Origin of the sequence: Stenotrophomonas sp. SAM-B (genome assembly GCF_013387485.1) — a bacterium.
In the GTDB taxonomy this organism is placed as follows: domain Bacteria; phylum Pseudomonadota; class Gammaproteobacteria; order Xanthomonadales; family Xanthomonadaceae; genus Stenotrophomonas; species Stenotrophomonas maltophilia_AA.
This window is the reverse complement of sequence record NZ_JABBXB010000015.1, coordinates 34,599-56,228: the sequence shown is the minus strand read 5'-3', so window position 1 is coordinate 56,228 and position 21,630 is coordinate 34,599. Positions and strand designations below refer to the sequence as shown.

At 66.3% G+C, this 21,630-nt stretch carries 18 protein-coding genes; 6 read left to right on the top strand and 12 right to left on the bottom strand.

Annotated elements, in window-relative coordinates; translation table 11 throughout:
* Positions 1 to 352: 352 nt before the first annotated feature.
* From HH110_RS18130 to HH110_RS18120, 3 genes are all read left to right on the top strand, one after another.
* Positions 353 to 574, top strand: coding sequence for a hypothetical protein (locus HH110_RS18130; RefSeq protein ID WP_176990917.1), 222 nt, complete (start codon positions 353 to 355; stop codon positions 572 to 574).
* Positions 575 to 830: 256 nt separating this feature from the next.
* Positions 831 to 1,280 carry a hypothetical protein gene (locus HH110_RS18125; protein ID WP_176990916.1) on the top strand — a complete coding sequence of 150 codons (450 nt, stop codon included), beginning with the start codon at positions 831 to 833 and terminating at the stop codon, positions 1,278 to 1,280.
* A 244-nt stretch (positions 1,281 to 1,524) separates the two neighbouring features.
* Positions 1,525 to 3,657: a TonB-dependent receptor gene (locus HH110_RS18120; RefSeq protein ID WP_176990915.1), complete on the top strand. Its 2,133-nt coding sequence runs from the start codon at positions 1,525 to 1,527 to the stop codon at positions 3,655 to 3,657.
* Positions 3,658 to 3,705: 48 nt separating this feature from the next.
* Here the strand turns inward: HH110_RS18120 and HH110_RS18115 are convergent, their stop codons facing one another.
* Together HH110_RS18115 and HH110_RS18110 are read right to left on the bottom strand one after the other, a co-directional pair.
* Positions 3,706 to 4,392 carry an SGNH/GDSL hydrolase family protein gene (locus HH110_RS18115; protein ID WP_241696630.1) on the bottom strand — a complete coding sequence of 229 codons (687 nt, stop codon included), beginning with the start codon at positions 4,390 to 4,392 and terminating at the stop codon, positions 3,706 to 3,708.
* 133 nt (positions 4,393 to 4,525) lie between these two features.
* Entirely contained in the window at positions 4,526 to 5,101 is a 576-nt protein-coding gene (locus HH110_RS18110; protein ID WP_176990914.1) for a TetR/AcrR family transcriptional regulator, read from the bottom strand.
* 82 nt (positions 5,102 to 5,183) lie between these two features.
* Between HH110_RS18110 and HH110_RS18105 the strand changes: the two genes are divergently transcribed.
* A complete protein-coding gene (locus tag HH110_RS18105; protein WP_046273341.1) occupies positions 5,184 to 5,723 on the top strand; it encodes an acyl-CoA thioesterase in 540 nt (179 codons plus the stop codon).
* Between the two features lie 31 nt (positions 5,724 to 5,754).
* Here the strand turns inward: HH110_RS18105 and HH110_RS18100 are convergent, their stop codons facing one another.
* From HH110_RS18100 to HH110_RS18080, 5 genes are all read right to left on the bottom strand, one after another.
* Positions 5,755 to 6,408, bottom strand: a complete 654-nt coding sequence (locus HH110_RS18100; RefSeq protein WP_342589252.1) for an HAD family hydrolase — start codon at positions 6,406 to 6,408, stop codon at positions 5,755 to 5,757.
* A 33-nt stretch (positions 6,409 to 6,441) separates the two neighbouring features.
* The gene (locus HH110_RS18095; protein ID WP_176990912.1) at positions 6,442 to 6,771 is read right to left on the bottom strand and encodes a hypothetical protein; all 330 of its coding nucleotides are present in this window, start codon (positions 6,769 to 6,771) and stop codon (positions 6,442 to 6,444) included.
* Positions 6,772 to 6,846: 75 nt separating this feature from the next.
* Complete coding sequence (locus HH110_RS18090; protein ID WP_176990911.1) at positions 6,847 to 9,030, bottom strand: patatin-like phospholipase family protein; 2,184 nt, start codon at positions 9,028 to 9,030, stop codon at positions 6,847 to 6,849.
* A gap of 209 nt (positions 9,031 to 9,239) precedes the next feature.
* Positions 9,240 to 9,686, bottom strand: coding sequence for a hypothetical protein (locus tag HH110_RS18085; RefSeq protein WP_176990910.1), 447 nt, complete (start codon positions 9,684 to 9,686; stop codon positions 9,240 to 9,242).
* Positions 9,687 to 9,822: 136 nt separating this feature from the next.
* Positions 9,823 to 12,294, bottom strand: a complete 2,472-nt coding sequence (locus HH110_RS18080; RefSeq protein WP_176990909.1) for a prolyl oligopeptidase family serine peptidase — start codon at positions 12,292 to 12,294, stop codon at positions 9,823 to 9,825.
* 129 nt (positions 12,295 to 12,423) lie between these two features.
* Here HH110_RS18080 and HH110_RS18075 point away from each other — a divergent pair, with 129 nt between their 5' ends.
* Together HH110_RS18075 and HH110_RS18070 are read left to right on the top strand one after the other, a co-directional pair.
* Positions 12,424 to 13,200 carry a HipA family kinase gene (locus HH110_RS18075; protein ID WP_176990908.1) on the top strand — a complete coding sequence of 259 codons (777 nt, stop codon included), beginning with the start codon at positions 12,424 to 12,426 and terminating at the stop codon, positions 13,198 to 13,200.
* Positions 13,178 to 13,570 carry a DUF3037 domain-containing protein gene (locus HH110_RS18070; RefSeq protein ID WP_176990907.1) on the top strand — a complete coding sequence of 131 codons (393 nt, stop codon included), beginning with the start codon at positions 13,178 to 13,180 and terminating at the stop codon, positions 13,568 to 13,570. Before HH110_RS18075 ends, HH110_RS18070 begins: the two co-directional genes overlap by 23 nt.
* 20 nt (positions 13,571 to 13,590) lie before the next feature.
* Here HH110_RS18070 and HH110_RS18065 read toward each other — a convergent pair whose 3' ends face one another.
* The 5 genes from HH110_RS18065 to HH110_RS18045 form a co-directional block, all read right to left on the bottom strand.
* Positions 13,591 to 14,094: a DUF4952 domain-containing protein gene (locus HH110_RS18065; RefSeq protein ID WP_241696625.1), complete on the bottom strand. Its 504-nt coding sequence runs from the start codon at positions 14,092 to 14,094 to the stop codon at positions 13,591 to 13,593.
* A gap of 65 nt (positions 14,095 to 14,159) precedes the next feature.
* Positions 14,160 to 16,649, bottom strand: a complete 2,490-nt coding sequence (locus tag HH110_RS18060; RefSeq protein WP_176990906.1) for a membrane-bound PQQ-dependent dehydrogenase, glucose/quinate/shikimate family — start codon at positions 16,647 to 16,649, stop codon at positions 14,160 to 14,162.
* 201 nt (positions 16,650 to 16,850) lie between these two features.
* Positions 16,851 to 19,550: a DNA gyrase subunit A gene (gene gyrA, locus HH110_RS18055; RefSeq protein ID WP_176990905.1), complete on the bottom strand. Its 2,700-nt coding sequence runs from the start codon at positions 19,548 to 19,550 to the stop codon at positions 16,851 to 16,853.
* Positions 19,551 to 19,785: 235 nt separating this feature from the next.
* A complete protein-coding gene (gene mtnA / locus HH110_RS18050; protein WP_176990904.1) occupies positions 19,786 to 20,847 on the bottom strand; it encodes an S-methyl-5-thioribose-1-phosphate isomerase in 1,062 nt (353 codons plus the stop codon).
* Between the two features lie 43 nt (positions 20,848 to 20,890).
* Positions 20,891 to 21,613, bottom strand: a complete 723-nt coding sequence (locus HH110_RS18045) for a DUF3011 domain-containing protein (RefSeq protein ID WP_176990903.1) — start codon at positions 21,611 to 21,613, stop codon at positions 20,891 to 20,893.
* Between the last annotated feature and the right edge of the window lie 17 nt (positions 21,614 to 21,630).

Genomic DNA, 21,630 nt, shown 5'->3' with positions numbered 1-21,630 from the left:
TTCTTGTCGTGGCTGACGTCTGGCTGGCAATCGGGCCGTCGTTGATCCCGAGTAAGCGGACTATGTGACCCTAGAAAGCGGCTTGTGATCAACACTGAAGGCGGTCTTCGGCAAGCAACCTACTGTCTTTCAAGTGGTCTACCTCAGACTCCCTACGCGCCATCAGAAATGTCACCTCAGTTACCCAAGCGTATTTACGGATAGCTTGCTTCAAGGCCGTAGTCCCACAACGTAAGGCTCAAGTTCGAGCCACGCCGTGCCGATATCTAGAGCTCGTTTCACTCATGTCCAGGCCCGACATGTTGGTCAGGACTTTTGTTCTTCTGCACTCAATTGCTAAGGAATGCCAAAGATGGCTCATGAAGTAACCATGGATCTTTCGACCAAGTTTGTGCTTCACAAGGATGTCGAACTGGAGATCAAGAAGGACGGACGAAAGCTCGGGACCGCGTTGATCAGCAAGGGCAACATCGAATGGGTCCCCGCCAAAAATTCCGTCAATAAGAAGCGCCTGAGCTGGGCTAAGTTTGCCGAGTTGATGGAAAGCGAAGGTAAAGACGTAAAGATCAAGTAATCAGCAACAGCGCGGTGCTCGCCCTCCTCTCCCGTCACTGCGACTGGCGGGCGAGCATCTCGAGCGGAGGGATTGCCTCCCCTACTCTCTGCTTGATGAAAGAGGTGTTTGACACCGGTCCCGCTCTAGGTGGGCAATCGCCGTCCCTAGCCATCAAGGTAGTCGCGGCTAAATGCCACCGAACTCACGACTCGCGCGCAAGCCACCTCTACTTCCGTTAAGGTCTTGGTTCCACAGCAAATTGAAGAGGACCTCAATGCAGCCAAGCATTCCTGTTCCAACTGACAATCTGCACAAATTCATGGCGACCTTCGGGCTAGTACTTATTGTTTTTTCGGTCGGCGCCATGATCTTTGCTTACAACAGTGCGCACAGAGAGCTCATTTCAATTGCCGAAACGTACTTGGCCCTAGAGGACAAGACTGGCAAAAGTGTTCAGGAGATGAAGGAACTGCTGGAAAAGAGGATCGACATCTTGGCAAGCAACAGGGTCTTTTACCTCTTCTTGTTGACTTTGCCTTTAGCCGTTGGCTGGGTGATGGCTTGGACAGGTTTTGAGCGCTGGAGAAAACTTCAACCCCTCCATGATGAGCTGCTCGAGCTACAGGTCGTAAAAGCGAGAATTGAAGCATACGGGGATTCGAACCACCGCCAATTCATAGCTGCGCCTCAGGTTAAAAAAGAGCGCGCAAGAAGTAAGGAATGAGTTGCATACATCCATTGCCAAAGCACTTTGAGATCGGCGTAAGGACTAAATGTTGGCCGCCGTTCTTCTGCTATGTAAGTGGCGAATCGCACCGCCTTTTCTTTCTCTGAAAGACCCCCAAGCCTCCCCATACGCCCCACAAGGGTGACGAACACCCCCACATCCTGTTAACTTGCGCGCCCCACATGAAGTTGACAGGGTGTCGCGCCAACACGCGCCCTGTCGACACTGATAGCGCGCACGAATGACTGTCCTCCCGAATCGCTCCACCGCCCCTGCCCTGTCCCTGCTCGCCGCCGCCTTGCTGGCCAGCCTTGCCGTCACCGACACCGCCCGCGCCGCCCCTGCTGGCCAGGCCGTCACCCTGGACGCGGTCAACGTCACCGCCGCCGATGCCACCGAGGCTGCGCGCCGCGCACTCGACCGGGTGCCCGGCGCAGGCAACGTCGTCGATATGACCCAGGTCGGCCAGGGCCGCGTCGCCGGTACCGCCGATGTGCTGGCCTACCAGCCCGGCATCAGCGCGCAGAGCGCCGGCAATGAAGGCGTCAAGGTTTCCGTCCGCGGCTCGGGCCTCAACCGCGCGCCGGGTGCGCATGCCTCCGGCCTGTCGGTCTCGCTGGATGGCCTGCCGCTGACCGGCCCGGGTGGCACGCCGTACGAACTGCTGGAGCCGCTGTGGCTGAGCCGCGTCGAGGTCCTGCGCGGTGCCAACGGGTTCGAGCGCGGTGCCCTGGCGCTGGGCGGTGCGATCAACTACACCACCCGCAGCGGGCGCGATACACCCGGGCTGGAGCTGCACTACGAAGCCGGCGCACGCGGTTACCAGAAGCGCGGCATCAGCGTCGGCGGCGTGCACGACGCTGTCGACTATTTCCTGGCCTACACCGATACCGAGTACGACGGCTATCAGCAGCACGCGGCCGGCAAGGGCAAAGGTGCGGTGGCCAACCTCGGCTGGCAGCTCACCCCGGATCTCGAAACGCGCTTCTTCCTGCGCTACCGCGAAACCGATCACGAAACCCCGGGGCGCCTGACCCGCGCGCAGATCCGCAACGATCCACGCGCGGCGAATCCAGCCAACCTGGCGATCGACGCGCGCCGCCCGCAGCCGGGCAGCACCTGGATCGGCAACACCACGACCTACACCATCGATGACGATTCGTCGCTGCAGGCCGGCCTCGTCTATCACACGTACCCGATGGACTTGAACGAGAGTCTGTACCGCCAGCAGCTGGACTACGCCAACCTCAACGGCACGCTCGACTACCGCCGCCGGCACGCGCTGTTCGGGCATGACAGCGTGACCACGATCGGCCTGCGCGTCACCCACGATCTGGATGCCAACGTGCGCGAGACCCTGCGCTTCGCCAGCAACGGGTACGCGGCCGGCACGCACACCCGCGACTTTGAGCATTACGGCACCGACAGCGTGCTGCACGTCGGCAATGATCTGGCGCTGAGCGACACGCTGCGCCTGCAGACCGGGCTGGCGTTGATCCACACCCGCCGCGATGTGCAGGTCACCTGGCCGGCGACGGCGGAGAAACTATCCGAGCGCCAGTGGGATTACGCGCCGCGGCTGGGCTTCACCTGGCAGCAGACGCCGCAGACGCAATGGTTCGGCAACCTCAGCCGCTCGGTGGAACCGGCGCATCCGTGGTCGATGATCTGGGGATCGAACCAGTACTTCGCCGCCGGCAATGGCGCCTCCACCGACCGCCAACGCGCGCCGGTGAACCTGGACAACCAGACCGCAACCACGCTGGAACTCGGCGCGCGCGGCGACAGCGCACTCGGCCGCTGGGAGCTGACCGGCTACTACGCGCGCCTCAACCACGAACTGCTCACCGTGGAAGTGCAGCCGGTGCCGAACCTGTTCATCGCCGAATCCAACGCCAGCCCGACCGTGCACCGTGGCATCGAAGCGGGCCTGGACAGTGCGCTGTGGCAGGGCGTCGGCGGGCGGCTGTCATTGCGCCAGGCCTACACCTTCAGCGACTTCCGCTACCGCGATGATGCACGCTTCGGTAGCAATCGCCTGCCCGGCCTGCCGCGCCACTACTACCAGGCCGAGCTGCGCTACGACCACCCGGCCGGCTTCTACGCCGGGCTGAACACCGAGTACGCGTCGAAAATGTTCGTCGACTATGCCAACAGCATGGCCGCCGACAGCCACGTGATCTTCGGCACCCGCATCGGCTACGACGCCCCCGGTGGCCGCTGGCAGGCCTGGGCGGAACTGCGCAACCTGAGCGACCGCCACTATGCCGCCACGGTGACCCCGGGCTACGACGATGCGGGCAAGGATGTCGCGCGATCGACGCCGGGTGATGGGCGCGGTGTGTATGCCGGGGTGCGCTGGCGCTTTGACTGACGTCGACGTCGTTGCACCGGGGCTGGACGCGTGGGCTGAAACCCGGAATCAGCGCGTCAGTGCCTTGGCGATAGCGCTCTCGGCCAACGGCATCATCTTCGCGTAACCGGCCGGCGTGGGATGCACGCCATCGGCGGCCAGTTCCGGGTCGAGCCCGCCGTCTTTGTTGGTCATGGCCGTGTGGTAATCCAGATAGACCAGACCCTGCTCCTCCGCGTAAGCACGCAGCGCCCGATTGAGCGCCGTCACTTTGCCCGCGGGCTGCACGCCGGGTTGCCACGGGTAATCGCTCACCGGCAGCACCGAGGCCAGCACGATGCGGATGTTGTGCGCCTGCGCCAGTTCCACCATCGCATGCAGGTTGTCTTCGATCATCGCCTGCGTGGTCGGCCCGGTATTGCCGGCGATATCGTTGGTGCCGGCGAGGATCACGACCAGCGCCGGCTTCAGTGCGATGACGTCCTGCTGGAAGCGCAGCAGCATCTGTGCCGTGGTCTGCCCGGAAATACCCCGGTTGACGTAGGGCTTGCCCGGGAAGAAACGCTCGCTGCCGGTCGATCCCCAACCTTCGGTGATCGAGTCACCGTAGAACACCACGCGCTTCGTCCCCGGCGCGACGGGCGCCAATGCGGCGTTCTCGGCGTGGTAACGCTGCAGCTGCGGCCAGTCCAGCAGGCGCTGCTGCATCTCCGCGATCTGCGTGGGCGTCGCCTGGTCGGCAGGCACCCGATACAGCGGATTGGTCGCAGGCGATTCCTGCGCGTGCGCACTCGGATGCAGGACGCACGCGGCGAGCGTCGCGGCGAACACGGTGGAACGGATCAAGGCGGTCAAAGCGCGGCACTCCGGTTGAAGCAGGCCGACAGTCTCAGCGATCAGCGACCAGGGAAACAAGCTGCGCTGCGACGCGATCGAACGGGCCGATGTCGCGCGTGGCCCGGCTCATCGCCACCGCGCCCTCGATGCTGGCGATGATCATGGTGGCCATGCCGTTGGCCTGCTCGGGCGAGCGGCCACCGCGACTCAACGCTTCGGTCAGACGGGCTTCCCAGCGCGCGAATACCTCGGCCGCGGCCCGCCGTGCATCATCGGGTGCATCGTCGATCGGCTCTTCGACCGCCGCCGCGAGCACCGGGCAGCCGACATGGAACGCCGAGCGGATCAGGCGCTCGCGCCACGCCGCCAGGAACAAGGACAGCCCGTCGGGGGCCGCTCCCTGCAGGCAGGTATCGAGCAGCGCATCTACCTTGGTGCCCGCCAAGGTCGTGGCTTCGGCCAGGACCTGCTGCTTGCCGCCGGGAAAGTGGTGGTAGGTGGAGCCGAACGGCGCCTGCGCGCGCTTGGCGACCTCACGGACGCTGGAGGCATTGAGTCCGTAGGTGGCCAGCATTTCCGCGGCCGCAGCCACGACGCGCTGCGGCGCATCGGAATGACGTGCACTCATGAGCCGGACTCCTTGCTAAGACGAGTGTCATAGATTAGCGTATTTCCATTATGACACCTGTTATAGATGAGCCCCCCTGCCCATGAATCTCTGGTTCCGCCTCCTGTTCCTGCTGCTGTCCTCGCCATTCCGCCCGAAGCTGAGCGCGCCGTTCGCGGTGTCGCGCTTGAACTTCCGGGTGCTGCCCAACGACATCGACAGCAACCTGCACATGACCAACGGCCGCTATTGGACGATCTTCGACCTGGGCCGGCTCGATCTCGTGTTCCGCATGGGCCTGGGCCGGGTGGCATGGCGCTCGAAGTGGGCCCCGATCGTCAGTGGCGGCAGCATCCAGTTCCGGCGCGAGCTCAAGCCGTTCCAGCGCTTCGTGCTGGAAACGCGGCTGGCCGGCTGGGTCGGCACGCGCATCATCATGGAGCAGCGGGTGCTGATCGGCGACGAGGAAAAGGTCGCCACGCGTGCCCTGCTGATCACCGGCATCTACGACCGCCGGCATCGCCGGTTCGTCTCCACCGATCAGATGATGGAGGCCATCGGTGCGCCGGTGGTGCCCTCGCCTGAGCTGAGCAAGGCGGCGCAGGCGCTGCTTGCCGCGGAACTGGCGATGAAAGAGGACTGAGGCGGCGCAGCCCGACCGGGCATCCCAGCGGTCACGCTGCGCGCCACGGCAGGATTTCCGCCTTCGTCATCATCGCCTGCTCGATCACGCGCAGGCACGTTTCCCCCGGGCTGACCAGATACCACTGCTCGCTGTTGCGCAGCAGCGGCAGGTCGGCGCGATGATCGGTATAGGCGATGCGCCACGGCGGCGGATAGCCACGTTCGGTCAGCATCGGAATCTTGTTCTCGCCCAGGCAATGGCGCTCGCTGATCCATCCGCCCAGGAACGGCCGCAATGTCGAAGCGACCAGCGGCACGTGCTGCAGACCTTCGCGCTCAAGCAGCGCACGTGCGAGCGGCTCCCAGCAGCCGGTGGCGATGACGACCTCGTCGCCTTGGGCCAGATGTTGGCGCAGTCGTTCCACGCCCTGCGCCAGGAACACGGGCTCCGGTCCGCCGAACACCGCATCGGCATGCGCAACCGCGAGGGCAGCAAGTGCCTGTCGGCTGCGTCCGAACGTGGCCATCCAGACTGCAAAGCGGATCGGCCTCTGTCGCGTCTGCGGCACCACCCAGAGTGGGACCAGCACCGGCAGCACGAGCGCTACGACCGCGAGCCGCCACGGCTGGCGTCGCAGCAGGCCTTTGAAGAACCGGCTTGCCGTCTCCCATCGGGTCAACGTCAAGTCGAAATCGAATACCACCACAGTGCGGTCTGACATCCGTATCAGCTCCTTTCAGAAAACGCCCTGCACCAGCAGTTTTCCATCGTCGGTAGGCGCAAGCACCAGACCGTAAGTCTCGTTCCCGCGGCCGTATCCTGCCGAGCAGATCGCGTCCCAGCCCTGCCCGCAATCCACCTCGGGATGCGCGGGGAAGACGGGGTCGCCGTCGTTGTCGGGCGCGGATGCAACCCAGCCGGCCTTGATGAGCGCGGCCTTGGCCTGCGCGTAGGGCATGCCGACGGTGATGCCGATCTCCGTCCAGGCCGCGGGCAGCGACGGTGCATCAGTGGCATGCGCGTGGCCGGCGAACAGCAGCAGCAATGACAGGAACATCGGTTTCATCGGCATCACATCATGGGTGCGGCTGCACAGGATAAAGCGCGGGGCGCGCTGCGGGACGTCATTGCGCCTGTCAGCTCAGAACCCATCCAGCGTCCGCAGCAGTGAGCCGAAGGTCAAATAGAACGAGTCGTGTCCGCCCTGCGCGCGCCCATACCCCAGGAACACCGGCCCCAGGAACGTATCGGCACCGACGAACACGCTGCCCGCCGTCTGCATGCCATCGATGTTGACGTCCTCGCGGCGCTGCCAGAATCCGCCCCACTCCACGCTGCCGCCGACGTACAGCGGAATCGTCAGCAGGGAGTCGGCATGCGCGACGCGGCGGTAATACACCACCCGTGCCAGCGCGGTCTGCGGCGCGAAGATGGCCTCCTCTGGATAGCCGGACAGATTGCCCAGCCCGCCCAGGAAGCCGTAGGTGGCCAGCAGATCATCGCCGCCGTGTGCCGAGGTGGCGCGCACGCCGCCCAGCCAGCGGTTGTGGCCCTGCGCCCACGCGCCATCCCACTGCACCCGGGTGACCGCCGCCGAGTTGTCGGTGCCCAGTGCATCGAGATAGTGCTGCCGCGTGAGCGACAGGCGCTGGCCGCGGCTGGGGAAGGCCGAGCTGTCGATCGAATCGTGGCGCAGCTGCCAGCCGACGCTGCCCATGTCCGCGCGGTAATTGCCCAGCTCGGTCGGGTTGCCGACGTCCAGGCGCAGGCGCTCACGGCCGCGCTCGCCGAACAGCGCGATTTCCCAGTCCGGATGTGGCGAGTACGCCCAGCGCAGTCCACCCAGCCACTGGCTGTAACGGAACTCGGCGAGTGCGCCCCCGCGCATCAGCGCCAGGTCCAGATCAGTGGCGCGGTACTTGGCATAGGTCGACAGCGCATGCCGGCCACTGCTGCCGAACGGCCGGTAGTACTCCGCGAACGCCTCTTCCACTTCGCCCAGCCCGACGCGCAGTTTGAGCTCGGCGCCCTGCTCGCTGAGGCCGGTGCGGGTCAGCTCGGTGATGAGCTGGTAGTTGCTGCTGCCATCGAAATCATCGGACAGGCGCAGGGCGAAATGCAGGAAATCCGGGCCCCAGCGTTTGTCCTGCGGTGCGAGCACCAGGCCCTGCTGCCCGTCGCGCTCCTCCAGCCGCCACTGCACCTGCTGGTAGCGGCCTTCGCCGTACGCAGTGGCCACCTTCTGCTCGACGCGGTCCGGTTCCAGCGGCTGGCCCACTTCGGGCTGCAGGCGCTGCTCGATGTAGCGCGCAGTACGCGTCCTGTCGTGCAGCACATCGATGAAGGCCACGATCGGCGTCTCGTAGGCCGGCGGGCGATGCTGGCGCTGGAACGCGACGTAGCGGGTGTCGTCCACCTGGAAGCGCCGGACGGAGGCTACCTCGGCCTGCGCGGCCTGCTCACCGACGCCGACCGCCTGCGGCGAGCGGTTGAAATCCTGGCTGCCCATATCGCCCAGCGGTGGTGTGATCAGCAGATCCTGCGGCCCCAGCGTGGCCAGCTGCGCCAGTACTTCACGCTGCATCAGCACGCTGGCCATCTGGTGGCTGATCGCCAGCGGCGAATCCAGTTGCGCCTCGGTCATCAGCGGCGAGCCGACCCGCGAGACGATCAGCCGCTGCGCGCCCAGCCGGCGCGCTTCATCGATCGGTACGTTGTCGACCACGCCGCCATCGACCAGCAGATGGTCCTCGTAACGGACCGGCGCGAACACGCCCGGCACCGACATGCTCGCGCGGATCGCCAAGGCCAGGTCGCCCTGCGCGAACACGACTTTCTCGCCGCTGACGATGTCCGTGGCGATCGCCCGGAACGGGATCGGCAGCTGGTCGAAATCGCGCACCTGCCAGGTCGGCAGCAACAGACGGCGCAGCAGCATCTCCAGCTTCTGGCCCTGGATCAGGCCCTGCGGGAACGCGATCTTGCCGTTGCTCAGGCCGACTTCGACGCCGCCCAGGAGGCGCAGGTCATCTTCCTTGCGGCGCATGCTGCGCTCATCGCGTGGCGGTTTGTCGCGCAGCACCTCGGCCCAGTCGATCCGGTCCAGCACCGCCTCGATCTCATCGGCGGTGTAGCCGGAGGCATACAGGCCGCCGACCACCGCGCCCATCGAGGTGCCGACGATGCAGTCGATCGGCACGCGCTCGCGCTCCAGCACTTTGAGCACACCGATGTGGGCCGCGCCGCGGGCACCGCCACCGCCGAGCACCAGGCAGGTGCGGGGACGGTCGGAATCCTGCGGTGCGGAATCAACGGACGCTGGCACGGTCTGCGCAGCCGCCAACAGTGGGGCGCACGCCAGCGCCGCCAGGACAAACAGCCAGCGGCTGCAAGCACGCCGCGTGGCCCTGTCGGTGGTTTGTGTCTGTGTCTGCCGCATTCGATCCCTCGCTCCCCGCTACCCGTCATCCCCTTGAAGCGCACTTTGCCTGCCGGGCCCGACGAGGTCCACCCATCGGGCCTGGGGCCTGCATCTCAACTGCCGCTGGGAAGAAAGCCCACGAGCGCCACGGCCAGACAGACGAGGCCGCCAGCCAGCGGCAGATAGGTGGCCCACACCGGTGCCCCCTGGCCAACCGCGAAAGCGACAAACGCCTCCCGTATGTTTCGGCCGGTCAGAAGCGGAATGACGATCAGCGCCAGCAGGGGCAACAGCGAGGCGAACCCGAAGCCGAGGAACGCGGGCCGGTGATCATTGCTGGCAAATCCGCCCAGCGGGTACAGGGCCACGCCCCCCAGTAATCCCGCGAAGAAAAGAGTGTTGGCGACCCGGATCGTGGTGCGGTGACGGCGCCGCAGCGCGGCCCGGGACCAGCCACGGTAGTGCGTCTGCAATCCCCTCGCCCAATACGCCACCAACCCCGTTGCGATGATGCCGCCGACGACACCGCTGACCGCCCGTCCCCAAGGTGGTATCTCCATGCTTACGTCCCTGTGCCTTTCCGGCAGTGTAAGGCCGCGGCCGGTCGCGCATGCACGAACGGCCGCCCATGACGGGCGGCCGTTGGTCTGTTGCGCACCGCAGCCGAAGGACGGCGGATGCTACCGATGCCCCGCCTCAGCGCTTGGCAGGCGGCGCATTCTTCACATACGTATCGAACCAGTTCAGCATTTCCGACACCAGCTGTTCATTCGATTCCAGCGCGGTGTACCAATGCGGTTCGTGCGGCAGCATCACCAGGCGCGTGGTGCCCCCGTTGCCGCGGATCGCCTGGAACAGCTTGCGCGACTGGAACGGCTCGGTGCCCGGGTTCGCATCGTCCTCGCCGTGGACCAGCAGCAGCGGCAGCTTGATCTTGTCGGCGTAGAAGAACGGCGAGGCCTTCAGGTACACGTCCTGCGCCTGCCAGACCGAGCGGCGCTCATTCTGGAAACCGAACGGGGTGAAGGTCTTGTTGTAGGAGCCGCTGGTGGCGACACCGGCCTTGAACAGATCGGTATGCGCGATCAGGTTGGCGGTCATCAGACCCCCATGGCTGTGACCGGTGACACCGATCCGGTTGCGGTCGACCACACCCAGGTCCACCGCCTTGTCCACTGCAGCCTTGGCATCGGCCTCAAGCTGTTCCAGATACGTGTTGTAGGCGGTTTTCGGGTCGCCCACGATCGGGAACGAGGCGTTGTCGATGATCGCGTAACCGGCCAGCAGCATCAGCCGGTACGGTGCCAGGCGGGTGAAGGTCTGCTGCGAACCGGACACCTGCCCCGCCTGCGCGGCGTTGGCGAAATCGGCCGGGTAGGCGTACAGGATCGCCGGCACGCGCTGGCCTTCCTTGTAGCCCGGCGGGGTGTACAGGGTGAACGACAGGTCCACGCCGTCGGCACGCGTGTAGGTGACCAGGCGCTTCTTGATCTGACGCACCTCCGGGGTGGGGTCGACCAGATGGGTCAGTGCGTCCGGCTTGGACATGAACTGCGCTTCGCCCGGCTTGGCGTCGGCGACCTTCTCGCCCAGCAGGCGCACGAACGCATTCGGCGCATCGGTCACCGACTGGTGCCACGTGAGGAGGTGGCCCGGGAGGGCGCTGAAGCCGATGAACTGCTCGTAGGCATCGGCATCGCTGCGGAAAAGACGCTCTGTCTTCAGGCTGCGGAGGCTGAGCGCGTCCAGGAACGGACGATCGCCCTGCGGCGAAGCACCCTGCCCGCGCAGGAAGACCGTGTTGCCTTCCTGACGCACCACGTAGGCGCCGTTGGGCAGGCGCTGGTAGACGAAATTGCCCGGGTCTTCGTACAGTTCATCGCTGGAAAGATCCCACAGCAGGCGACCTTCCTGCTTCGGGTTGTCCACGTTGACGATGCGGGTCTGGCGCCAGTGCCGGTTCTCATCGTTCTCGTCGAGGAAGGCGACGTCGGGCTGCGCCGTCCAGGCCAGGCCTTCGAAGCGCTGCGCGGTGCGGGCGATCTCGGTGGGCTTGGCGGTGAACGGGGCCTTGAGCATCAGCACGCGGTCGCGGTGCGGGACGGTGACTTTCCAGTCGCCCTTGTCCAGCGCCTCGGCGTAGACCAGCGTGGCTGGATCGGTGGCGCGCCAATCGAAATCACGCGGACCTTCCGGCACGCCATGCACCGGCACGCGGTCGGCCAGCGGCAGGCTCGCGATCGGCGTACTGCGGCCGCTGGAGACATCCAGCACCGCCACGTCATTGGCGAAACGCTGGTAGGTCACCGCATGCGAGAACGGCGCCTTGAGCGTCCTGGTGAGCACGTGCACGCCATCCGGTGCGGCCCCGACGCTGTCCAGCAGCGCCGGTGTGCCGACGGTGCGTACGGTGTTGGCCGCGGTATCCACCACCGCCAGCTGCGACTGGCCGTAATAGGCGAACAGCGCCTCGTCGTAGGCACTGGTCAGCGTATCGCGGGCTTCGTAAGTACTGCTTTCGCCCGCCGTCCCCAGCGACTCCTGGATGTCCGGGCCGATCGCACCCTCTGCGCTCGGCGCCGGACCTTGCTTTGCAGGCACCAGCTTGACCAGCAGCTGCTGGCTGCCGCCGAGCCACTGGACGGTGCTGCCGAAGATCGGGTTCAACGCGACGTTGGGCACCTGGCGGACCTGGCCGGTCGTCGCATCGCCGATCCACAGCTGCACGCTGTCATCGGCCACGTTCTGGAACGCGAAGCGCTGGCCGTCGGCCGACCACAGCGCCATGCCGGCGCACCCGTTGGGCAGCGCCACCTTGGTGGAGCTGCCGGTGGTGGTCTCCACCACGGTGAAGTCACCGACGCACGGTGGAATGCCGTAACCACCCGGGGTGTCGTGGCGGCTGCGGTTCTTCGGCTCCAGGCGCACGCCGGCCAGCTTCAGGTACGGCTGGGCGACACGGGTGATCGACGGATAGGTCTGCACCGTCGTCAGCAACAGGCGCTGGCCGGTGGGGTCGACGCTGGGCGTCGGCGGCGGCGGTGCCTTGAGCACCTTGAGCAGGTGTTCCGGCGGCGTGGCATAACCGGCAAAGGCCGGTGCGGCTGGCAGCAGGCCGAAGGTGGCGACGGCAACGGCCACAGCCAACGAGGTACGATTAATCAGCATCCTTATCCCCTTGCAGTGTCGACGAGTGCCCGCACAGGGGCATGGCCCGAATCTAGCACCGCTTGGGCCGATGGGAATGGGCCGGAAGGGCTAACCGCCCGACACCGCAAAGCCCGGCTAGAATGCCCCATGCGAACCGTGCACGCCCTCCGATATGTCACCCCGCTGCGCGAAGGCGGCTCCCTGCCCGCCGTGGTCGAGACCGACGACGACGGCATGGTCGTGCTCAAGTTCCGGGGCGCCGGCCAGGGACCGAAGGCGCTGATCGCCGAACTGATCGCCGGCGAAATCGCCCGCACGCTCGGCCTGCCGATTCCGGAGATCCTGTTCGTCGAGCTGGACCGCGAGTTCGCCCGGACCGAACCGGACCCGGAGATCCAGGACCTGATCCGCGCCAGCGAAGGCCTGAACCTGGGCAGCGATTACCTACCCGGCGCGATCAACTACGACCCGGCCGCGATGCAGCCCGATGCGGAGCTTGCCTCGAAGATCGTGTGGTTCGATGCGTTCACCAGCAACGTGGACCGCACCGCCCGCAATCCCAACCTGATGGTCTGGCATCGCAAGCTGTACCTGATCGACCATGGCGCAGCGATGTATTTCCATCACGATTGGGCCAGTGCCGGCGAGGCCTGCAAGAAGCCGTTCGTGCTGATCCGCGATCATGTGCTGCTGCCGTTCGCCACGCAGATTGCCGAGGTGGATCCCGGTCTCGCGGTGATGCTGCCGGATGCGGAAATCGAGCGCATCGTCGGCCTGGTGCCGGACAGCTGGCTGGTGGACGAACCCACCTTCGACAGCCCGACCGCCTACCGCCAGGCCTACATCGATTACCTGCAACACCGTCTTCGCGTCCGCGCCGCCTTTGTCCAGGAGGCCGTCCGTGCCCACACTGCACACGTATGACTATGCGGTGATCCGCGTGGTGCCCCGCGTCGAGCGCGAGGAGTTCATCAACGTCGGGGTGATCGTGTCGTGCCCGGGCGCCAAGCATCTCGAAGCGGCGATCGAGCTGGACCTGGAGCGGCTGCGTGCCTTTGCCCCGTCACTGGATATCGAAGGCCTGCAGCCGTGGCTGGACGCGATCGTGGCGATCTGCCGCGGTGATGCGACCGCCGGGCCGATCGCGCAATTGCCTGCGCGCGCCCGCTTCCATTTCCTCACCGCCAAGCGCAGCTCGGTGGTGCAGATGTCGAGCACGCATGTCGGGCGCACGGCGGAGCCGCAGCGTGTGGTCGAGCATCTGCTCAACCGGATGGTGCGCGTTCCGCGGTAGCCACCCTGGGCGGTGCCGCACTACGGGCTTTGCCTGAGCACGCCGACGGTGACGCCGAACGACGGTATCCGGTCCCAGTGTTCGCGCGGGAAGGACGGTGACTCCACGCCCATGCCGATGTCATACCTCACGCCGTCCGGACCTTCGCGCCAGGCGTGGGGTTCGCTGCCCCAACCGCAACAGACGTACACCAGTGACGGCATGTCGAAGCGCTGCCGCAGATAGACTTCCACCTCCGCGGCGGCAGCGCCGCTCACGGCGTAGCGGGCGGTCATCGGCTTGAGGTAGGAATCGTCGTCCTTGTCACAGCCCAGGTAGTGAAGGCTGTCCGGCTTGCGGCCCAGGGCCGCCAGGAAATCCTGGCACGGGGTGTCCGGTCGCGCCAAGCCTTCAGCGCGGCCGTGGGCCTCCCACTCGGCCATGGCGCCGAGCGGCGCCTTTACCTCGGAGTGAGCAATGGCGGCCAGCGGCAACAGCATGCAAAGGAGGATGCCCTGTGTCCGCCCGCGTGTTGGTTTGCTCATGATCGGATTCGGCGGACGTCAACAACGGAGCGTCATCCTATTCGATCCAGCAGGCGCATCGCATGTCACTTCGGCAGCGCGTAGGCGATCACGTAATCGCCCGCCGGGGTTTCCATGAAGTGGTGGCCGCCGGCCATGATGACCACGTACTGGCGCCCGCCGAACTCATAGATCATCGGGTTGGCCTGGCCGCCGGCCGGCAGCTTGGCGTGCCAGAGTTCCCTGCCGGTTTTCAGGTCGATCGCACGCAGCAGATCATCGGTCGCCGCGGCGATGAAGATCAGGCCGCTGGCAGTGACCACCGAGCCGCCGTTGTTGGGCGTGCCGATTTCGATCGGCAGGCCGGAGCGGATGCCGAACGGGCCGTTGCCTCGGGCGCTGCCGAACGGGCGGTCCCACAGGGTCTTGCCGGTACGCAGGTCGACGGCACGGATGCCACCGTACGGCGGTTCCTTGCACAGCAGTTTGGTGAACGGCAGGCGCCAGCCGGCGTTGACGTCGATGGCGTACGGCGTGCCCACCTGCGGATCGCCCGCACCTTCCGCGCCGCCCTTGTCGGCGGTCACGTCCTCGCGCGGCAGCCAGCCCAGCTTGTCCGCCTTCTCACGCGGCACCAGCCGGTTGTAATTGGGCATGTCGTTGTAGTTGGCCACGATCACGCCGCGACGCGGATCCACGGCCACGCTGCCCCAGTCCGAGCCGCCGTTGTAACCGGGATACTCGATGGAATGACGGTCCGCGGTCGGCGGAGTGTAGAAACCTTCGTAACTGGCCTTGCGGAACTGGATACGGCAGACCAGCTGATCGATCGGGGTCATGCCCCACATGTCGCGCTCGGTGAGGTCCGGCTTGCGCAGCGTGTGATACAGCGAGAACAGCTGGGTCGGGGAACGCTGCTCCGGCTCGACGCCGCCGGTCGGAACCTTGCGCTCTTCGGCCGGGGTCAGCAGCTTGCCGGTGCGGCGGTCGAGGATGTACATGTCGCCCTGCTTGGTCGGCAGCAGCAGCGCCGGGACTTTGCCGGCGGCGGTCGGGTAGTCGATCAGTGTGGCCTGCGAGCCCATGTCGTAATCCCAGACGTCCTTGCGCACGGCCTGGAAGTGCCAGGCCGGCTTGCCGGTGTTGACGTCGATGGCGACCAGCGACGTGGCGTATCTGTTTTCGTTCTCGGTGCGCGAGCCACTCCAGTAATCGCCGGCCGAGTTGCCCATCGGCAGGTAGACCAGGCCGAGTTCGTCGTCCCCGGTCGCGGTGGTCCACATGTTCGGGGTGCCGCGGGTATAGGTCTCACCCGCCGGCGGTGCGCCATTGCGTTCCGGGCGGACCATGTCCCAGGCCCAGCGCAGCTTGCCGGTGACGGCATCGTAGGCCTGGATCACGCCGGAGGGCGCGTCGCGGCGCTGGCCATCCAGCACCTGGTGGCCGGTGACGATCACGCCCTGCACGATCGCCGGCGGCGAGGTGATGGAGACATAGCCGGCCGGGCTGTCGCCCATGCCGACGGTGATGTCGACCTGGCCGTTGTTGCCGAAGCCTGCACACGGCTTGCCGGTCGCGGCGTCGACCGCGATCAGGCGGCCATCCAAGGTGCCTTCGATGATGCGGGCAGCGCAGGCGCCACGCGGCACCTGGGTCAGCACCGGCACGCCACTCGGGACGGCGAGATCCGCTGCGACGTCATTGAATGCGGCATCCTGCGCGGTGGCAGGCACTTCGTAATAAGAGACCCCACGGCAGGCCGCGGTGTACGGAATGGACTTGTCCTTGATCTTCGGGTTGTAGCGCCAGCGCTCGGTGCCGTCGGCGGCGTTGAGCGCGACCAGCTGGTTGCGGGCGGTGCACAGGTACAGGCTGTCGCCTACTTTCAGCGGCGTGGTTTCCGCGCCCCAGCGCTTCTCGGGCAGGTCACCGGTGCGGAACAACCAGGCCTGCTCAAGCTTGCCCACGTTGTCCGGGGTGATCTGCTGCAGTGGCGAGAAGCGCATGGCGGCATTGTTGCGGCCATAGGCGGCCCAGTCGCCGTCGACCGGGCGGTCGGCCGGCTGCAGCGGGGCATCGGCGGTCGGTGTCAGGCCGGTGCTGGTCATCGGTTCGGGGAACGCGCCCTCGGCGGCCGTGACGCCGTGCGGCACGAAGGCCAGGGTGAAGGCGGCGACGAACACCAGGGCCAGCACGCCGGCGATCCCGCGCGAGACCTTGCGCGAGACCGGACGATCCAGTGTCGGCAGCAGCAGCGACAGCACGAAGCCGATCACCACGATCAGGCCCAGGCGCGGCACCCAGCGCCAGTAGTTGCTGCCCGACTCCCACCACGCCCACAGCAGCGTGCCGACGAACACCAGCGCGAACCACAGCGCACCGCTGTAGCGGCCCCGCCACAGCTGCACGCCGGAGATCAACAGCCCGACACCGGCCAGGACGTAGTACCAGGAACCACCGAGGCTGGCGAGCCAAGCGCCCCCTGCGGTGAATACAACGCCCAGCAACAGAATGACAATCGCCAGCACAGCCACCAGCCAATGGCGGGGGTGGCGGGTCTGCGTCGTGGTGGACATCGGTTTCTCCTGAAGCGCGAAGATCGCCGACGTTGCTGCCGGCCCCGCGGCCCTTATCCCACCGGGGTCGTGAACGTTGCGCGTTCTTTGCAGCGGTCGCCAACGTCGGCACAGCCGACGATGAAACCCGGCAAGTCCCTGCCCTCCAACGAAAAACGCCGGCGTGTGCCGGCGTTCTCCGTGTGACTCCCGCGGGGTGGCTTACGCCTCCGGCGGTGCCACCACCGGGCTGGCCTCGACGGCCGCCGGTGCCTCTTCTTCCACACCCTCGTCCAGCGAGGCATCCATGCGTTCGACCGCCTGGAGCTTCTCTTCCTTGGACAGACGGATCAGGGTCACGCCCTGGGTGTTGCGGCCGACGCGCGAGATTTCCGAACCACGGGTACGCACCAGGGTGCCACCGTCGGAAATCAGCAGCACTTCGTCGCGCGGCCCCATCAGCACCGCACGCACCAGCTTGCCGTTGCGCTCGGTGGTCTGGATGCCGATCACGCCCTGCGTACCACGGCCCTTGCGCGGGTAATCCGGCAGCGGGGTGCGCTTGCCGTAGCCGTTCTCGGTCGCGGTCAGGATGTAGAGCGCGTTGTCGTCGTCAGCCCCGTTCTCGATCACGGCATCGCCGCTGTCGATCACGGTCTCGTCGACCAGGCCCTCATCCTCGTTCTCGTCTTCGCTGCCGCCGGCACTCTCAGCCACGATCAGGCTGACCACTTCCTCGCCCTTGGGCATCTTGATGCCGCGCACGCCAGTAGCGGTACGGCCCATCGAGCGGACCTTGTCCTCACCGAAGCGCACGGTCTTGCCGTTGGAGGCGAACAGCAGGATGTCGCGCTCACCGTCGGTCAGGCCGACGCCGACCAGCGCATCGCCCTCGTCGAGGTTGATCGCGATCTTGCCACGCGCCAGGCGGAAGGCGAACTCGCTGAGCGGGGTCTTCTTGACCGTACCGTTGCGGGTGGCGAAGAACACGAACTGGCCTTCGGCATACTCGCGTACCGGCAGTACCGCCTGCACCCGCTCACCGGCTTCCAGCGGAATCCAGTTGATGATCGGGCGGCCACGGGCGTTGGACCCGGCTTCCGGCAGTTGATGCACCGGCAGCCAGAACACCTTGCCGGCGCTGGTGAAGGTCAGCAGCGTATCGTGCGTGTTGACCAGCCACAGCTGCTCGATGAAATCCTCTTCCTTGGTCGACGCCGCGCTGCGGCCACGGCCACCGCGGCGCTGGGCCCGGTAGGCGCTGACCGGCTGGCGCTTGGCATAGCCGGCGTGCGACAGGGTGACCACCACGTCTTCCGGGGCGATCAGGTCGAGGATGTCCAGGTCTTCTTCGCTGTGGCGGATCTCGGTACGGCGGTCGTCGCCGAACTCGGTGCGCACGTTGATCAGCTCTTCGCGGATGACCTGCAGCAGACGGTCGGGATCTTCCAGGATTTCGATCAGCCCGGCGATCACTTCCAGCAGCTGCTTGTACTCGTCGGTCAGGCGGTCCTGCTCCAGCCCGGTCAGGCGGTGCAGGCGCATTTCCAGGATCTGGGTCGCCTGGATCTCGGTCAGCTGGTAGCCGCCCTCGAGCAGGCCCACACCCTTGGGCAGATCATCCGGACGCGAGGCTTCGGCGCCGGCGGCGCCCAGCATCGAGCCGACCAGGCCCGGCTCCCACAGGCGGGCGAGCATGCGTTCGCGCGCTTCGGTGGGGTTCGGCGAGGTCTTGATCAGTTCGATCATCTCGTCGATGTTGGCCAGCGCGACGGTCAGGCCTTCCAGCACGTGCGCACGCGCACGCGCCTTGCGCAGCTCGAACACGGTGCGGCGGGTGACCACTTCGCGGCGGTGGCGCACGAAGGCCTCGAGCATCTGCTTGAGGTTCATCAACTGCGGGCGGCCATCGACCAGCGCCACCATGTTGATGCCGAACACCGACTCCATCTGGGTCTGCTGGTAGAGGTTGTTCAACACAACTTCCGCCGACTCGCCACGCTTGATCTCGATGAAGATGCGCATGCCGTCCTTGTCGGACTCATCGCGCAGCTCGCTGATGCCTTCGAGCTTCTTTTCCTTGACCAGCTCGGCGATCTTCTCGATCAACCGGGCCTTGTTCACCTGGTACGGGATCTCGGTGACGATGATCGATTCGCGACCGTTGTCAGCCACTTCGACCTCGGCCTTGGCGCGGATGCGCACACGGCCACGCCCGGTCCGGTACCCGGCGACGATGCCGGCGGTGCCGTTGATGATGCCCGCGGTCGGGAAGTCCGGACCCGGGATGTACTCCATCAGGCCGTCGACGTCGATCTCGGGGTTGTCGATCAGCGCGATGCAGGCGTTGATCGACTCGGTCAGGTTGTGCGGCGGGATGTTGGTCGCCATGCCCACCGCGATACCGGCCGAACCGTTGACCAGCAGGTTCGGGAACCGGGTCGGCATGACCGTCGGCTCCAGTTCCTTTTCGTCGTAGTTCGGCTGGAAATCGACGGTTTCCTTGTCGATGTCCGCCATCAGCTCATGGGTGAGCCGCGACATGCGCGCTTCGGTGTATCGCATCGCAGCGGCGGAATCGCCGTCGACCGAGCCGAAGTTACCCTGGCCATCGACCAGCATGTAGCGCAGCGAGAACGGCTGCGCCAGACGCACCAGCGTGTCGTACACCGACTGATCGCCATGCGGGTGGTACTTACCGATGACGTCACCGACGATACGGGCCGACTTGAAGTAAGGCTTGTTGCTGTGCGCGTTCAACTCACTCATCGCGAACAGCACGCGGCGATGCACCGGCTTGAGGCCATCGCGCGCATCCGGGAGTGCGCGCCCCACGATCACGCTCATCGCGTAATCGAGGTAACTCTTGCGCATCTCGTCTTCCAGGTTGACCTGGATGATTTCCTTGGCGGTTTCTGCCATTCGGGTTCCGTTGTCTGGTAGCGGTCCAGTCCGTCGCGGCCGCCCTTTCGGGGCGGTTGCGCCGGAATCTCGATTAACCGTTGGATTCTACCACAGCGGGCCGTTCTCCGCCTGCTTTTACGGGGGTTTTACCGGCAAGAATCAGGAACTTACGGGGGCGTTGCCGGGAGGCGACCCGCGCGACGCACGCCGGGTAGGCCACGACCGTTGGTCGTGGCACGCGACGCGCCAGGCCTCAGCCGAACGCGGCCTGCATATTGGCCACCGTCGGGTTCAGGATCACCCCGCGCTCGGTCACGATGGCATCGATCAGGCTGCCCGGGGTGACGTCGAAGACCGGGTTCCAGGCCGCGATGCCCTCGGCGACGGTGCGGGTGCCGCCCACGCCGTAGAGCTCGCCCGGGTCGCGCTGTTCGATCTCGATCTGCTCGCCATCGGCGGTGTCCATGTCCACCGTCGAGGACGGCGCCACGACCATGAACTTCACCCCGTGGTGGCGGGCGGCGATGGCCAGCTGGTAGGTGCCGATCTTGTTGGCGGTATCGCCGTTGGCGCAGATGCGATCCGCACCGACGATGACCCACTGCACCGCCCCGGTCTTCATCAGGTGCGAGGCCGCCGAGTCGGCGATCAGGGTGGCGTCGATGCCGTCCTGCTGCAGCTCCCAGACGGTCAGGCGCGCGCCCTGCAGCCACGGCCGGGTCTCGCCGGCGAACACGCGCGCGATGCGGTGCTGGGCCATGCCCGCGCGGATCACGCCCAGGGCGGTACCGAAACCGGCCGTGGCCAGCGAGCCGGTGTTGCAATGGGTGAGCACCCCGCTGCCTGCGTCGATCAGGCCGGCGCCCAGTGCGCCCATGTGGCGGTTGGCGGCAAGGTCTTCTTCGGCGATGGCCTGGGCCTCGGCGGCCAGCACCTGGCGCCAGTCGGCACCGGCCGGGGCCAGTGCGCGGCGCATGCGGGCCAGCGCCCAGGCCAGGTTCACCGCGGTCGGGCGGGAGGCATTGAGGCGCTGCAGGGCCGGCTCGAGCTTCAGCAGGGCCTCGGTACCGTCATCGGCCTGGACCTCGTTGGCCGCCAGCACCACGCCCCAGGCGGCAGCAATGCCGATCGCGGGCGCGCCGCGCACGGTCAGCGCGTGGATGGCCTCGGCGACCGCGTCGCTGTCGCGGCACTCCACGTGTTCGACGATGAACGGCAGTTTTCGCTGGTCGAGCAGCTGCAGGCTCTCGCCGGTCCACAGGATCGGACGGATATGGTCGTAGCGGGCGTAATCGATGTCGGTGGATGCGTTCATGCGGCCATTGTAACGGCGCACCATTGCACGCGGAATCGGGCGCTCAGTTGACCGCGAATTCGGCGCGGCAGCCCTTGTCCACCCACACGCCGCGGCTGTCCCAACCCCAGCTGCTGCCCTGCTCGCACGGGGTGCCGGAGAGCTGCTTGTTGAGGGTGACGCCGTGGGTGATGCCTGCTCCGCAGAAGCGTCGCTGGCGCGACTTGGATTCACAGACGAGGATGCGCGGCACGTTGAGGAAGCCAGTGCCATCGGCGGCGCCGACTTCGAACTCGCCCTGGCAGCCACGGGTCACCCAGATTTCGTTGCGGCGGTAGCCCCAGCTGTGGCCTTCGCGGCAGGGCAACGAGGTGAGCTGGCGAAGCAGTCGGACCGGCGCCCCCTGCAGCACGACCGGACAGTTCTGCGGACGGCCATTGGATTCGCAGCGGACCACGCGGCGGGTGCGGCGTTCGCCGTCGGCGCGCGGCGCAGACGCCGCGGTCCGCGCGCGGAACTCGGCACGGCAGCCCAGGGTGACCCACACGCCGGAGCGATCGGTGCCCCACTCCGAGCCACGCACGCAGCTGTTGTCGGACAGCTGGCGGATCAGATCCACGCCCCCTTCGGTCGGCACATCGCAATGCACCCACTCCATGTCACGGGATTCGCAACGCACGACCTGGCCGGCATACCCGCCCGCCTGCGCCAAGGCCGTTTCGGGCATCAGCGCAGTCCACAGCAACACCGGCCACAGGGGCATGCCCGCGCCTACCAACAGCTTCATCAACACGATCCCCGCCA